Annotated in this window: 16 protein-coding genes; 12 read left to right on the top strand and 4 right to left on the bottom strand. The window is 31.0% G+C overall.

What is annotated here, in order from left to right:
- Positions 1-107 precede the first annotated feature (107 nt).
- Together BMY96_RS13400 and BMY96_RS13395 are read left to right on the top strand one after the other, a co-directional pair.
- The gene (locus tag BMY96_RS13400; RefSeq protein ID WP_092853025.1) at positions 108-923 is read left to right on the top strand and encodes a 2,3,4,5-tetrahydropyridine-2,6-dicarboxylate N-succinyltransferase; all 816 of its coding nucleotides are present in this window, start codon (positions 108-110) and stop codon (positions 921-923) included.
- Between the two features lie 86 nt (positions 924-1,009).
- Positions 1,010-2,065: a glycosyltransferase family 9 protein gene (locus BMY96_RS13395; RefSeq protein WP_092853023.1), complete on the top strand. Its 1,056-nt coding sequence runs from the start codon at positions 1,010-1,012 to the stop codon at positions 2,063-2,065.
- Here BMY96_RS13395 and BMY96_RS13390 read toward each other — a convergent pair.
- Positions 2,062-2,880, bottom strand: coding sequence for a glycosyltransferase family 2 protein (locus BMY96_RS13390; protein WP_092853021.1), 819 nt, complete (start codon positions 2,878-2,880; stop codon positions 2,062-2,064). The genes BMY96_RS13395 and BMY96_RS13390 overlap by 4 nt on opposite strands.
- 150 nt (positions 2,881-3,030) lie before the next feature.
- On the opposite strand from BMY96_RS13390, the gene BMY96_RS13385 reads away from it, so the two are divergent.
- Positions 3,031-3,759, top strand: coding sequence for a glycosyltransferase family 2 protein (locus BMY96_RS13385; RefSeq protein ID WP_092853019.1), 729 nt, complete (start codon positions 3,031-3,033; stop codon positions 3,757-3,759).
- Here the strand turns inward: BMY96_RS13385 and BMY96_RS13380 are convergent.
- The gene (locus BMY96_RS13380; RefSeq protein WP_092853017.1) at positions 3,748-4,515 is read right to left on the bottom strand and encodes a lipopolysaccharide kinase InaA family protein; all 768 of its coding nucleotides are present in this window, start codon (positions 4,513-4,515) and stop codon (positions 3,748-3,750) included. The genes BMY96_RS13385 and BMY96_RS13380 overlap by 12 nt on opposite strands.
- Positions 4,516-4,603: 88 nt before the next feature.
- On the opposite strand from BMY96_RS13380, the gene BMY96_RS13375 reads away from it, so the two are divergent.
- On the top strand, positions 4,604-5,707 hold the full coding sequence (locus BMY96_RS13375; RefSeq protein WP_092853015.1) for a glycosyltransferase family 4 protein: 1,104 nt from the start codon (positions 4,604-4,606) through the stop codon (positions 5,705-5,707).
- Here the strand turns inward: BMY96_RS13375 and BMY96_RS13370 are convergent.
- Positions 5,704-6,651, bottom strand: coding sequence for a WaaS/CpsH family glycosyltransferase (locus BMY96_RS13370; protein ID WP_092853014.1), 948 nt, complete (start codon positions 6,649-6,651; stop codon positions 5,704-5,706). The two genes, BMY96_RS13375 and BMY96_RS13370, sit on opposite strands and share 4 nt — an antisense overlap.
- A gap of 184 nt (positions 6,652-6,835) precedes the next feature.
- Here BMY96_RS13370 and BMY96_RS13365 point away from each other — a divergent pair, with 184 nt between their 5' ends.
- From BMY96_RS13365 to BMY96_RS13340, 6 genes are all read left to right on the top strand, one after another.
- Entirely contained in the window at positions 6,836-7,396 is a 561-nt protein-coding gene (locus tag BMY96_RS13365) for an L-threonylcarbamoyladenylate synthase (protein ID WP_092853012.1), read from the top strand.
- A 27-nt stretch (positions 7,397-7,423) separates the two neighbouring features.
- Positions 7,424-7,798, top strand: coding sequence for a GxxExxY protein (locus BMY96_RS13360; protein ID WP_092853010.1), 375 nt, complete (start codon positions 7,424-7,426; stop codon positions 7,796-7,798).
- Positions 7,799-7,870: 72 nt separating this feature from the next.
- The gene (locus BMY96_RS13355; RefSeq protein ID WP_092853008.1) at positions 7,871-9,301 is read left to right on the top strand and encodes a CCA tRNA nucleotidyltransferase; all 1,431 of its coding nucleotides are present in this window, start codon (positions 7,871-7,873) and stop codon (positions 9,299-9,301) included.
- A gap of 28 nt (positions 9,302-9,329) precedes the next feature.
- A complete protein-coding gene (locus BMY96_RS13350; protein WP_092853006.1) occupies positions 9,330-9,779 on the top strand; it encodes a GNAT family N-acetyltransferase in 450 nt (149 codons plus the stop codon).
- A 1-nt stretch (position 9,780) separates the two neighbouring features.
- Complete coding sequence (locus tag BMY96_RS13345) at positions 9,781-10,794, top strand: COX15/CtaA family protein (protein WP_092853004.1); 1,014 nt, start codon at positions 9,781-9,783, stop codon at positions 10,792-10,794.
- Positions 10,795-10,923: 129 nt separating this feature from the next.
- Positions 10,924-11,436 carry an IS1096 element passenger TnpR family protein gene (locus tag BMY96_RS13340; RefSeq protein WP_092853002.1) on the top strand — a complete coding sequence of 171 codons (513 nt, stop codon included), beginning with the start codon at positions 10,924-10,926 and terminating at the stop codon, positions 11,434-11,436.
- On the opposite strand, the gene BMY96_RS13335 is transcribed toward BMY96_RS13340, so the two are convergent.
- Entirely contained in the window at positions 11,417-12,508 is a 1,092-nt protein-coding gene (locus BMY96_RS13335; protein ID WP_092853000.1) for a hypothetical protein, read from the bottom strand. The two genes, BMY96_RS13340 and BMY96_RS13335, sit on opposite strands and share 20 nt — an antisense overlap.
- Positions 12,509-12,633: 125 nt before the next feature.
- Here BMY96_RS13335 and BMY96_RS13330 point away from each other — a divergent pair, with 125 nt between their 5' ends.
- Positions 12,634-13,536 carry an ABC transporter ATP-binding protein gene (locus BMY96_RS13330; RefSeq protein WP_092853095.1) on the top strand — a complete coding sequence of 301 codons (903 nt, stop codon included), beginning with the start codon at positions 12,634-12,636 and terminating at the stop codon, positions 13,534-13,536.
- A gap of 5 nt (positions 13,537-13,541) precedes the next feature.
- Positions 13,542-14,366, top strand: a complete 825-nt coding sequence (locus BMY96_RS13325; RefSeq protein ID WP_092852998.1) for an ABC transporter permease — start codon at positions 13,542-13,544, stop codon at positions 14,364-14,366.
- Positions 14,367-14,382: the final 16 nt, after the last annotated feature.

Raw genomic sequence — 14,382 nt, 5'->3', positions numbered from 1 at the left:
AACAGCATTTTCCTAATTCAATTTATTAAGCTTTTTTCCTTAAAAAAATTCAATTTAAACGCCTTTTTAAATGATAGCGATTATATTTGCCAAAAATTATTATAGCAATGACTGAATTACAACAAACAATCGAAAGCGCTTGGGATAATAGAGATCTTTTGAAAGACGAAAAGACCACCACAGCAATAAGACACGTAGTAGATTTATTAGATAAAGGCGAATTAAGAGTTGCAGAACCAGTAGCAGATGGTTGGCAAGTAAACGAATGGGTTAAAAAAGCTGTTGTTTTATATTTCCCAATTCAGAAAATGGAAACTTTAGAGGCTGGTATTTTTGAATATCATGATAAAATTCCATTAAAAAGAAACTTTGCAGAGCGTGGTATTAGAGTTGTACCTAATGCTGTTGCAAGACACGGCGCTTACATTTCTGCAGGTACAATTTTAATGCCTAGTTATGTAAATATTGGCGCTTATGTAGATGAAGGTACCATGGTAGATACTTGGGCAACTGTTGGTAGTTGTGCACAAATTGGCAAAAATGTACATTTATCTGGAGGTGTAGGTATTGGCGGTGTTTTAGAGCCTTTACAAGCTGCCCCTGTAATTATAGAAGATAACGCTTTTATTGGTAGCCGTTGTATCGTTGTAGAAGGTGTACGTGTAGAAACCGAAGCTGTTTTAGGCGCTGGTGTTGTGTTAACCATGAGCACAAAAATTATTGATGTTACTGGCAATGAACCTGTAGAGTATAAAGGCGTTGTTCCTGCAAGATCGGTAGTTATACCAGGAAGTTACGCCAAAAAATTCCCTTCTGGAAGTTACAATGTACCTTGTGCATTAATTATTGGAAAACGTAAAGAAAGTACGAATAAGAAAACGTCGTTAAACGATGCTTTACGTGAGCATAGTGTTGCGGTTTAAATTTTAAAGCTCCAAAAACTAAATTCCAAATTCCAACACGTTAAACGTTGGACTTTGGGATTTTTTGCTTGTAATTTGATGCTAGGATGAAAATTTTAATAATACAACAAAAAATGATTGGTGATGTACTTACAAGCAGTATCTTGTTTGAATGTCTTCGCCATAAATTTCCTGAAGCACAATTAGATTATTTAATAAACACACACACATATCCAGTAGTAAAGAATAATCCATTTATAGACAATTTTATTTTTTTTACGCATAAAGAAGATACTAGTAAAATAGCTTTATACAAACTAGCAAAACAAGTTAAAAAGCGTAAATACAATATTATTATAGATGTATATTCTAAATTTTCAAGCAATGCTATTACACTACTATCCAGTGCAAAACTTAAAATATCAAAACATAAGTGGTATAGTTCTTTTATTTACTCTAACACTTATATTGAAGCTAATAAACCTAAAACCATTGCAGGCTTAGCCATAGAAAATAGATTGCAATTATTAGAACCTATTTTAGGGAATAAAACCCAAATTATACAACCTAAAATTTATTTAACAAAACAAGAAATAGATAAAGCAAAACTATTTTTAACTACAATGAAAATAGATTTTTATAAACCTTTATTTATGATAAGCGTATTAGGAAGTCAAGAAAACAAAACCTACCCATTTGATTATATGGCCAAAATAATTGATAAGGTTGTAAAAAACACAGGCGGGCAAATTCTATTCAATTATATTCCAAGCCAAAAGGAATACGCTACTAAAATTTTAAAACTATGCACTTCAGAAACGCAAAAACATATATTATTTAACGTTTTTGGAAAAAGTTTAAGAGAATTTATGGCAATAACCAAACATTGTAACGCCTTAATTGGTAATGAAGGTGGTGCTGTTAATATCGCTAAAGCCATGAATATATCTACCTTTACTATTTTTTCTCCTTGGATTTCTAAAGAAGCATGGAATATGTTTGAAGATGGAAAAAAGCACCTGTCTATCCATTTAAAAGATGTTAAACCAGAACTGTATGGTGAAAAAACATTAAAGGAAATAAAGAAAGACTATTTAGCATATTACAAAGCCTTTACTCCTGAATTAATTATAAAATCGCTTAATAGTTTTTTAAGCAACTAGTGGTTTTTATGAATACCAAAAGCTGTTGTTTTAAGCTTTTCCTTTCTAGTAGTAGCCCTAATGGCTAGGTTTTTATTAATAGACTCTGGAGTTTTATAACCTCTTTTATGATCTAGATGTATGCAAATAGCGCTATATCTAATTTGCTTGGGTTTAATACCATAATTTACCAGGCGCTCCCCTAATTCTCTATCTTGACCACCATATTGCATACGTTCATCAAAACCATTTATTGCTACAATATCTTTTTTCCACCCCGATGCATTATGCCCATTCCAACTTGGTTTTGTTGGTGTAATTAGATTTAAAACTTGAGATTTAAAACCTTTTGATCTCAATTTATTATTTTTAAAACTAGAACTTAAACCATTGTCTTTTAACCACTTTACATTAAAACAATTAGCGTTAAAAACATCATTTTTATCAATTTTAATAGAGATGTCCATAGGTAGCATAAAATAACCGCCAGATAAAAAGCAACCTGGTTCCTTAAATGTATTATGAATTTCCAAAAAATCTGCTCTAGGTATACAATCGCCATCGCTCATTACAATATAGTCGCTTTTAGCAGCAACTATAGCTTTGTTTAAAATTCTAGATTTTTGAAAACCGTCATCCTCTTGCCAAACATGATTTATATCAAGGTTATAGTCCTTTTTAAATGCCTCAATTAAAAGTTTAGTTTTAGGCCCAGAACCATCGTCTGCTATAACAATTTCAAAATCCTTAAATGTTTGACAACAATAGCCCCAAAGTACTTTTTCTAGCCATGCTTCTGCATTATAAGTACTTAGTATTACGGAAAGTTTAGGCATATACGATTTTGTTAATTTACTATTACAAATTGTTTAGTAGGTTTACAATAAGAAAACTATTGTTTGCCACAAAAATAACTATTTTTACGAACTACAAATTAATACTGTCCTTTTATTTTGAAAAACCAAAACTGCAAAATTTCAACTTTAATGATTACTTACAACGAGGTAAATCATATAGAAGATGTAATTAACACAGTTAATTTTACAAATGAAATTATAATTGTAGATGCATTTAGTACCGACGGCACACCCGAGAAGTTATCTAAATTTAAAAATGTAAAGGTTATACAGCGTGCGTTTAAAAACTTTGCAGACCAGCGTAATTTTGCACTTAAGCAAGCAAGCCATAATTGGATATTATTTATTGATGCAGATGAGCGTATTCCTAATCCCTTAAAAAATGAAATACTTAACGAAGTAAGCAGTAATAATGGTACTGCTGCCTTTTTAGTTAAACGCCTTTATTTTTTCAAGAAGAAAAGAATTCGTTTTAGCGGTTTTCAAACAGATACCACTTATCGATTATTTAAAAAAGGTACTGTAAGCTATATTGAAGATAAAATTGTACATGAAATGCCTAAAATTGATGGCAAAAGTAAATTACTTAAAAACACAATGTTACATTATTGCTTTGATAGTGCCGAACACTACAAGTCTAAAATGGAGCATTATGCAAAATTAAAAGCTTTAGAACTGCATAGCAAAGGCAAAAAACCAAACGTATATAATTTACATATTCGTCCAATAATTAAATTTTTAACTAACTACATTTTTAGATTAGGCATTTTAGATGGTAAAGAAGGCTTCCAAATTTGTTATTTAAGTGCCTATGGTGTACGTTTTAGATACCAAGAACTAAAAAAATTAACGCGCTGATTTCCAGAACTTAATTTTATTTTTTAAACGTCTTTTTCTATGGTACCTAGCCTGAAAAGCTTCAGTTTCACTCCACATTAGGTTAAAAACTCTAGAATACTCTTCGCCAGAGCACTTTGCATACTCATCACTCATAACCTCAACCATTTTTTTATGAATTGTAAGTTTGGCAAAATTTTTAATTCGTGTTTCAAAATCTAAAGACTTAAATTCCATACGGTTTAAATCTACCAAATAAAATTTATAATCACCTTGGTTAATTTCTATTAAAGTGTTTCCCGGAGAATGATCTAAAAAATGAATTCCTTTCTCATGAAGATTAAACGTAAACCTAGTAAAAGCACGTAAAATAGCTTCATGATTTGGGTAATTAAAATTAGTGGTAAGTTCTCTATACGTTAAATCGCAATTAAGATGCTTACTTACATAATAGCTGTTTTTAAACACAAAAGGAGACACAAACTCATAATAAGCTATTGGTTGCGGCGTACCTATACCTAAATTGGTTAATTTATTAGCATACTCATAAGAGCGTTGTGCTTTACTTTTTCTGAAGAATTTATAAGCAATTTGGTTTACAATATTGGGGATTCTAAAAGACTTAATATTTACCAACCTATCATTTAAGTTAAACAGCTTTAAACTGTTACGCTCTTGATTGCCAAAATCTTCTCCTTCATTATCAAAGTTGAAAATAAAGTTATCTATTTCCGCTTTATAAGGTTTAAAATTGTTATGAATTACTGAATTCTTCATACCGCAATATTACAATATTTTACGTTTTTTATTATAAAGTTTCCACAATTTAGATATATTATTTTACATTTGAAGAATACAAATATATATGAGATTACTTCAAATAACAGCTTCTAGTGTATGGCGTGGTCACGAACAGCAAATAGTATATTATTATGATGCTTTCGATAGTAAAATAGAGCATCAGGTTTTAATCTGCCCTACCGAAACTAAATTGGCAGAAATTGCGGTTTCTAAAAATTATAATGTGCATGCGCTTCCGTTAAAATCAGAATATAGTAGACGTTGGATAAAAAAGATTATACAGGTTATTAAGAACGAAAAAATAGACTTAGTTTTAATCCATAATAGTACAGCACATACCTTATGTGTTATTGCTTCGCTCCTATCTATTAAGAAAACGCCATTAGTGTTTTTTAGAACCTTAATAAAAGACATAGCAACTAATCCATTACGTAAATGGAAATACAACTATAAGCATTTAGTAAAACTTATTTGTGTTTCTCAGGCCGTTATCGATGTTCTAGGCCCTTCAATAAAAGACCATTCGCGCTTTACAATTGTTGGAAGTGCCACAAACTTGGATGACTTTAAGCGCACTTCAAAATCATACAAACTACATGACGAGTTAGGCTTACCTCGCACCACACAATTAATAGCAAACATATCGGCCTTTGTACCTTTTAAAGATCATTATACATTTATAAAAACAGTAAATATTTTAAAAGATAAACTACCAAACGCTAAATTTTTATTAATTGGTACTGGTAAAATGGAAGATGAAATAAAGGCGTTTACTAAAGAATTAGGACTTGAAAACCACATTTTATTTTTAGGTTTTAGAAACGATATTTCTGAAATATTTGCTGATTTTGATCTGTTTTTGTTCACATCAAAACTAGAGCCTACAGGAGGTGTTCTATTAGAAGCTTATGCTAGCCACGTGCCTATTGTAGCCACCAATGCGGCTGGTATTCCTGAAGTAGTAAACCATAACCAAACAGGTTTGCTTTGCGAAAAAGAAAACCCAGAATCCTTTGCTGAGGCGGTATTAACTGTTTTAGAGAATAAAGAACTAAAAGAAAAGTTTATTAAAAATGGGTTTAAGCATTTAAAGGAGAACTTTACAAAAGAGGTTATTACAGAGAAAATGCGCGAAGAGCTTTTAAAAATTCATAAAAACCATTCTTAAACGGAAAACACTTTTTGAATCCAACCTTCTAAAGTATAAGGAAACAAGATGTCTTTATCTATTTCGGTATAAGGTATATTAAAAAAAGATGATGGTATATCGATATTCTCACTATTAATCACTAAAATATTATTAGAATTATAAAAATTATAATTTATAATATCTTTGTTTGTTGTAATTAGTTTTTTGTTGTAGCCCAAAGCTTCAAAAACCCTAAAGCTTAACCCTTTTTGATTACCTTTTTGGATATCTAAGAGTATTTCAGAATTCAAAATATGCTTCTTTACTTCATTTAAAGGCAAATATTCAGGTACCACAGTAACTAAATCATCATTAAAAACAATTTCCTTTCTAACAATTATATTATATTTTATATGATTTTTCTTGAGGAACTCTGCTATATTTTTTAAAGTTTTAAATCTTGAATCATAAGATGAAATATTAAAAACTTTGTAAGAAAAAATTTCTGGTTTTTTATCATCAAAATCATAGATATAATTCGTTATAAATTCTAAACCATAAGTTTCAACATCATCCTTTTCATAACTATAAACCTTATCAAAAATAGGAATGAGTTCTTTTTTCTTTGGAAATTTAGCAATAGCATCAAAATAAAAAGCGAATAAATTCTCTGTATAGTTTTTTAATTTCAATAAAGTTTTCTTCTCTATTTTATCTGGGCGAATAAGCACAATAAAATCTTGTTTTGCTTTTCCAGATAAACAATCTAAAATACACTTAGATTTATAACTGTCCTTTATGTTCTTATTAAGAAACGCTTTTATAAAAACATTTTTAAGGTTCTCGAGCTTAGAGCTATAACTATATTTGAATACCGAATAATTAATATAAGTTACCTCTACGTCTTGTTTTGCTTGCAACGCAGTAATTAAAAAATCAAGATACCCAAAAGAATTTGGTCCGATTAAAGTTATTCGTTTCACTTCTTTATATTTTATTGCATTAAGAAATCAATATATTACTTTTTATAAAAACATCTAAACCATTTAATAAAATGCCTGTCTATTTAGCTATACCTATTTCTAGGTCATTAAACATAACTTAAACAAATATAAATCTTTACAATTAAAGCGTTATTATTAATTTTGCTGTATTATAACATTACATATGCAAACCGAAATTAACAACGCCTTACAAATCTTAAAAAACGGCGGCATTATCCTTTACCCAACAGATACCGTTTGGGGTATTGGTTGCGATGCCACAAACCCAGAAGCGGTTAAAAAAGTATACAACTTAAAAAACAGGGTAGACTCTAAAGCTCTTATATGTTTGGTTGCAGACGATAGAATGCTAAAACAATATGTTAATACCGTACCAGAAACAGCCTTAAACATTATTGAAATTTCAGAAAAACCAACAACCATTATTTATGACGATGCTAAAAATTTAGCCCCTAATTTAATTGCCGACGATGGTAGTATTGCTATAAGAATTCCAAACGATGATTTCTGCTACTGGATATCCCGAAAACTAAATAAACCATTGGTTTCAACTTCGGCTAATATTAGTGGTGATCCGACTCCAAAATCGTTTAAAGAAATAAGTGATGAGATTTTAAAAGGTGTCGATTATGTAGTAAATTTGCACCACGAAAAAATTTGCAATAAACCGTCATCAATTATTAAGATTAGTAACAGTAATGTTGTAAAAATTATTCGAGAGTAATTTTTAGCCACAAATGCACTAATTATTATGACTGATCTATTATATAAATCTGAGAGTTATAGCATAGTTGGGATATTATTTGAAGTATATAATAACTTAGGAAGTGGCTTTTCTGAAATTGTTTATAAAGATGCTATTGAATACGAATTAAAGGAAAAAAACATACCATTTGAAAGAGAAAAGGAATATGCTGTAAAGTATAAAGACACCATATTATCTCACAAATTTTATGCTGATTTTATCATATATGACAAAATCATACTTGAAATAAAATGTTCGGAAGCCATTCATAATAAACATATTTCACAATGCTTAAATTATTTAAAAGTTAGTAATAACAAATTAGCCCTTTTAGCTAATTTTCATAAAGATTATCTGCAGCATAAAAGAATAATTTTATGAGATTTTAATTAGTGGAGTTAGAACATAAAAGTAAAACATAAAAATTAGTGAATTAGTGGCCAAAACACAACCATGAATTACAAAGAAGCACTACAACATAACATATTTAAAATCATATCAAAATCGGCAAAAGAACTTCAACTAGAATCTTTTGTAATAGGTGGCTTTGTTCGCGATTTTCTCTTAAAACGTGGTGATGCTAAAGACATAGACATTGTTGCCATTGGAGATGGCATCCAATTAGCTAAACAAGTTGCTAAAAATCTACCTACTAAAACCAAGGTACAAGTTTTTAAAACTTATGGTACGGCTATGCTAAGGCATGATGATATTGAAATTGAATTTGTTGGTGCAAGAAAAGAATCTTATACAGAAGATAGCAGAAATCCATCTGTTGAAAATGGCTCTTTAGAAGACGACCAAAACCGAAGAGATTTCACTATAAACGCACTGGCCCTAAATTTAAACGAAGATGCTTTTGGCGATTTATTAGACCCCTTTAATGGTGTAAATGATTTAGAAAATAAAATTATTAAAACGCCTTTAAACCCAGATATAACTTATAGTGACGACCCGTTACGCATGTTACGAGCCATTAGGTTTGCTACGCAACTAGATTTTATTATAGAAACAAAATCGCTGGAAGCTATAACTAATAATAGCGATCGTATTAAAATAATTACTAACGAGCGTATAGTTACCGAGCTTCATAAAATTCTTGAAAGCAAAAAACCGTCAAAAGGATTTTTATTACTAGAAAAAACAGGGTTATTAAAACACATCCTACCAGAATTAACAGCCCTAAAAGGTATTGACGAAGTTGAAGGGCAACGCCATAAAGACAATTTTTATCATACCCTAGAGGTAGTCGATAACATTTGCGAAAACACCGATAATCTTTGGTTACGTTGGGCAGCCTTATTGCACGACATAGGAAAAGCGTCAACCAAAAAGTTTAGTAAAAAAGTAGGATGGACCTTTCATGGACATGAATTTGAAGGCTCAAAAATGGTTTATCATTTGTTTAAAAGACTAAAAATGCCATTAAATGATAAAATGAAGTTTGTTCAGAAAATGGTATTTATGAGCTCTCGCCCTATCGTTTTAGCCGATGATACGGCTACAGATTCGGCAGTGCGTCGTTTGGTTTTTGATGCAGGTGATTATGTTGAAGATTTAATGACGCTATGTGAAGCCGATATAACAACTAAGAATCCTAAAAAATTCAACAAATACCATAACAATTTTAAAATTGTTCGTGAAAAAATTATTGAAGTAGAAGCTCGCGATCATGTTAGAAATTTTCAACCGCCAATATCTGGTGAAGAAATTATTAAAACATTTAACCTTAAACCTTCTCGCGAAATTGGTTTAATAAAAGAAAGTATTAAAGAAGCTATACTAGAAGGCACTATCCCGAACGACTATGAAGCTGCATTTCAATTAATGCTAAAGGAAGGAAAACGTTTAGGATTACAAGTGGCAAATACAAAAAATATATAAAATACAGTGCTAAGATAAAAACAGTTGCATGCATTTAGTTAAAACAGATTCAGAGAACAAGGACTTTAAAGATTTGGTATCTCAATTAGATGCATATTTAACTATAGTTGATGGCGATGAGCATGATTTTTACCATCAATACAACAGTATAGACGCTCTTAAAAACACTATTGTAGCCTATATAGACAACAAGCCAGTAGGTTGTGGTGCTTTTAAAGCGGTTGATAGCAATATTGTAGAAGTTAAACGCATGTTTACAAGGCCAGAAACCAGAAACTTAGGTCTTGCTACTAAAATTTTAAAAGGTTTAGAGGATTGGGCAAAGGAATTAGGATATAAAAAGTGCATACTAGAAACAGGAAAAAGACAAGTTGAAGCTGTGCAGTTTTATAATAAAAACAAGTATAAAGTTATACCTAACTACGGCCAATATGCAAATATTGAAAATAGTATATGTTTTGAAAAAGCGTTAATTTAATATGAAAAAGGACAACAAAAAAGTTATCTATTGGTTGCTTACCGGATGTGCATTAATTTTTATTATGGTAGTTGTTGGTGGCATAACTAGACTTACAGACTCTGGATTATCCATTTCAAATTATAAACTAATTACCGGTACTATTCCGCCATTAAATAATGCCGAGTGGGAAGAAGCTTTTAATTTATACAAACAATATCCGGAGTTTCAAAAATTACATTCTCATTTTACAATAAGCGATTTTAAAAGTATTTATTTCTGGGAATGGCTACACAGGGTAATTGGTAGGGTTATTGGCCTAGTATTTATTATTCCGTTTTTATATTTTTTAGCGACTAAACAACTTACCAAAAGCACCATAAAAAAATGTGTTGTATTATTAATACTAGGAGGTTTTCAAGGCTTTTTAGGTTGGTACATGGTTAAAAGTGGTTTGGTAGACATGCCAGATGTTAGTCATTTTAGGCTAGCAGCGCATTTAACAACGGCTTTTTTAACCTTTGCAGCTACACTTTGGGTAGCCTTAGATCTATTATACCCGAATAGAAAAACAATTAATAAGTCCTTTAAAAAACTTATTATAGGGAGTTACATTATACTTATCGTTCAAATCATTTATGGTGCGTTTGTTGCGGGTTTAAAAGCCGGTTTGCTTCATAACCACTGGCCTTTAATGAACGAAAACAAGTTTATGCACCACACGGTTTACACACTAAATCCGTTTTACAAAAACCTAATAGAAAACCCAAGTGGCATCCAATTTGTGCACAGAACTTTAGCCTACTTAGTTGTTATAGCTATTTTAGTACTATGGTTCAAATCGCGCAAATTAACACTTACTACACTACAAAATAAAGGTATAAATGCCTTGTTAGTTTTAGTAGGAATACAATTTTTACTGGGTGTTTTAACTATAATATACGCGGTTCCGCTTTGGTTAGGGGTTGCACACCAAATAGGCGCATTTTTTCTATTAAGTGCCATGACATTTACGCTTCATAGATTTAGTAAGTAAAGAATAGTTTTATTTAATTTCCCATTTTCACGAGAATAACAATTTAAACGGAAATCAGGAGTTTAGACTCGTAGAATACTTTTATAATAACTTAAAAAAAGGCTACCTTTGTAGCATAATTTAATTGCCATGATTTACAGATTTAGAGTTATTTTAGATAATGATACAGACGAAGATATTTTTCGCGATTTAGAAATTCGTGAAACAGACACACTTGAGGATTTGCATAACGTGGTAACACAATCTTTTGGGTTTGATGGTACCGAAATGGCTTCGTTTTATATAAGTAACGATATTTGGGAACAAGGTGAAGAAATTTCTTTATTTGATTTAAGTGATGATGGCTCTGCGCGTTTAATGAACGAAACCTCGTTAGATAGTGTGGTTCATGAAGCACAAACTAAACTAATATACGTTTACGACTTTATGAGTATGTGGACATTTTATGTGGAACTTGCAGAAATTGTTGAAGAAACCGAAGGAAACGATTACCCAAACCTCATGTTTGTACAAGGTCAAGTTCCAGATACTGCTCCAGAAAAAGTATTTGAAGCAGATGAAGACGACCTATACAACGAGTTTGACGACGAGATTGATTTAGATGATTATGATAACCTAGATTTTAACGAAAACTGGAATTAGTATTTCGTTGGTCTCTTAAATTCTCAATATTTACATTTTCGTAATTTCGAGTTAAAAACTCTAGCGAATACTTTAAAATTTGCCCCATATTCTCGCAACGTTTAAAGTTAACATCTTGGGTATATTCAAATATCTTATATTTTAATAAATCGATATTATCTACAGTTGAAATAGCATCTTCGCCCATACAATCTAAAAGCGAATCAATACGATCATGAAAACTTTTTAAACGTTTTACTAAAATAGAACGCTCTTCGGTTTTATATTGATTTATAGACAATTTTTGCATACTGTTAGATACCAACTGTACCATCTCATAGTTTTCTTTAAAAAACTGTGGTCTGTAAATGTTAAACTTGCCTTCGTAAGATTGCTGGTCGAAATCTATAGCTCTTATTTTATACACCACATGGTCAAAATCGTGCGTAGGTACAATAACATAATTGTACGATCGCATATCGCCTAAAAGCCGTATCATACAACGTTCGTTAAACTTAACGAACTCTTTGGCTATTTGAGATTTTTCAGATTTATCGCATTTTGGTAAAAAATTCTTTATAAACTCATCTCCCGGAATACCTGCAATATGTTCTTCAATTAATGTATTCTTATACACCAAATAATTTAGGTTATAAGGCGATAACATATGCTCTAGTTCTAAGCCATAAATTCTAGACGAATCGGCTGTTTTCACATAAAAATATGTGTAATTATCATTTAAAATATTTCTAACTTTTATTCTAAAAGGTTTTGAGTTTCCAAAGGTGCAAAAATCAATAGCATCCACATTTAAAAATGGTAAAACACTATCGTTACCATCCGAATGAAAAATGGTATATACCTTTTTTAAAGCAGCATCAATTTCCTCACGTTCATAATCGTTATAATACACCCTAATCCATAAGGTATCATTATCATCTTTATCATACACCACAATAGAGCCTTGAAAACGTAACAAATCATCATAAAAAATTGGGATTTTTATGTTTCTGTTATACTCGCTTAAATAGTTGTGCAACTTAGGCGTTATAGGAAACGATGGTTTCTTCTTTGATATTTTTAAATCTTGCATAGGTATCTTACTTATTCAAATTTAATGTTTTTATTGATATAGGTGTAACAAAAACCACATACATTCGTCGTACTAAAATAACAAACCAAAGCTAACTTTATAGGTTGGCGAAAAAAACTTTTAGTTTGGATACTATACTTTCTATTAACAACCTTACCAAAAAATTCGGGTACTTAACCGCAGTAAAAAACCTATCGTTTACCATAAAAAAAGGTAATGTTTACGGTATTTTAGGACCTAACGGAAGCGGAAAATCTACAACTCTAGGCATTGTACTAAATGTGGTTAATAAAACCGAAGGCGATTTCCATTGGTTTGAAGGAAACACCTCAACACACGATGCCCTAAAAAAAGTAGGTGCCATTATTGAGCGCCCTAATTTTTATCCGTACATGACGGCAGAACAAAACTTGAAATTAGTTTGCAGAATTAAAGATGTTCCGTTTAGCAAAATACACGAAAAGCTAGAGATTGTTGGGCTTTTAGAGCGTAAGGACAGTAAATTCCAGACCTACTCTTTAGGCATGAAACAACGCTTAGCCATAGCTTCTGCCCTATTAAACGATCCTGAAATATTAATTCTTGATGAACCTACAAATGGATTAGACCCACAAGGCATTCATCAAATTAGAGAAATAATTAAACAGATAGCCGCTAAAGGCACGACTATTTTATTAGCATCGCATTTATTGGATGAGGTTGAAAAAGTATGTTCGCATGTGGTCGTGCTTCGTAAGGGGGTTAAACTGTACTCTGGCAGAGTGGATGAAATGATTTCTAGTCATGGTTTTTTTGAACTTAAATCGAACAAAAAAGAAGAATTAATTGCCCTTCTAGAAAGCCATCCTTCTTTTGGAAATATTAAAGTGGCAGACCAATTGGTTACCGCCTTTTTAAATGAACCTATAAAATCTGAAGATTTTAACCAATATCTATTTAGCCAAGGTATTATACTAACGCATTTAGTACAGCGTAAGGAAAGTTTAGAAGAACAATTTTTACAATTAACCGATAACAACCAAAACTAGCCCTAATGTTACGACTTTTAAATTTAGAATTGCAAAAACTATTACTTAATAGAACCAGTAAAACACTCATATTCGTATCCTTTATTTTACCATTTTTTGTAATATTACTATCATCACTTAAAATTAATGTTTTTGGATTTTTTACGCTAGAATTAGGTGAACTTGGTATTTTCAACTTCCCAATTATATGGCACTTAACAACATTTTTTGCGTCTCAATTTAAGTTCTTTTTTGCTATAGTTGTAGTAAGTATGATTGGTAATGAGTACAGCAACAAAACCATTAAGCAAAACCTTATTGATGGATTAAGTAAAAAGGAATTTATACTTTCTAAGTTTTATGCCATTGTATTCTTTTCGCTAATTTCAACCGTAATAATTGGTTTAATTTCATTCTGTATTGGTTTATATTATTCTAGTTATAACGAAGCATCCATTATTTTTAGCGAAATCGAATTTCTGTTTGCCTACTTAGTAAAACTTATTGGTTTCTTTAGTTTATGTTTGTTTTTAGGCATGCTTGTAAAACGTTCGGCATTTGCTTTAGCCTTTTTATTTATTATTTTTATTGCAGAATGGATTGTGTTTGGTTTAATATCATGGCAATCTGATGTTGCTTTTGCTAGTAAAATTCAGAATGTATTTCCTTTAAAATCTATGTATAATTTAATTGAGCAACCGTTTCAAAGAATAGCCATGAGTAAATTCCCTAATAAAGGGGAACTTATATACGATTACGCTGTGCATTTGCACGAATTGGCTATAGTAATAGGTTGGACAGCTCTTTTCGTTTTTTTATCGTTTAGATTATTAAAAAACCGAGATTTGTAATACCTTTGGTAGCAAT

It is taken from the genome of Algibacter pectinivorans (genome assembly GCF_900112595.1).
GTDB lineage: Bacteria > Bacteroidota > Bacteroidia > Flavobacteriales > Flavobacteriaceae > Algibacter_B > Algibacter_B pectinivorans.
This window is presented reverse-complemented; position numbering and strand designations above follow the sequence as displayed.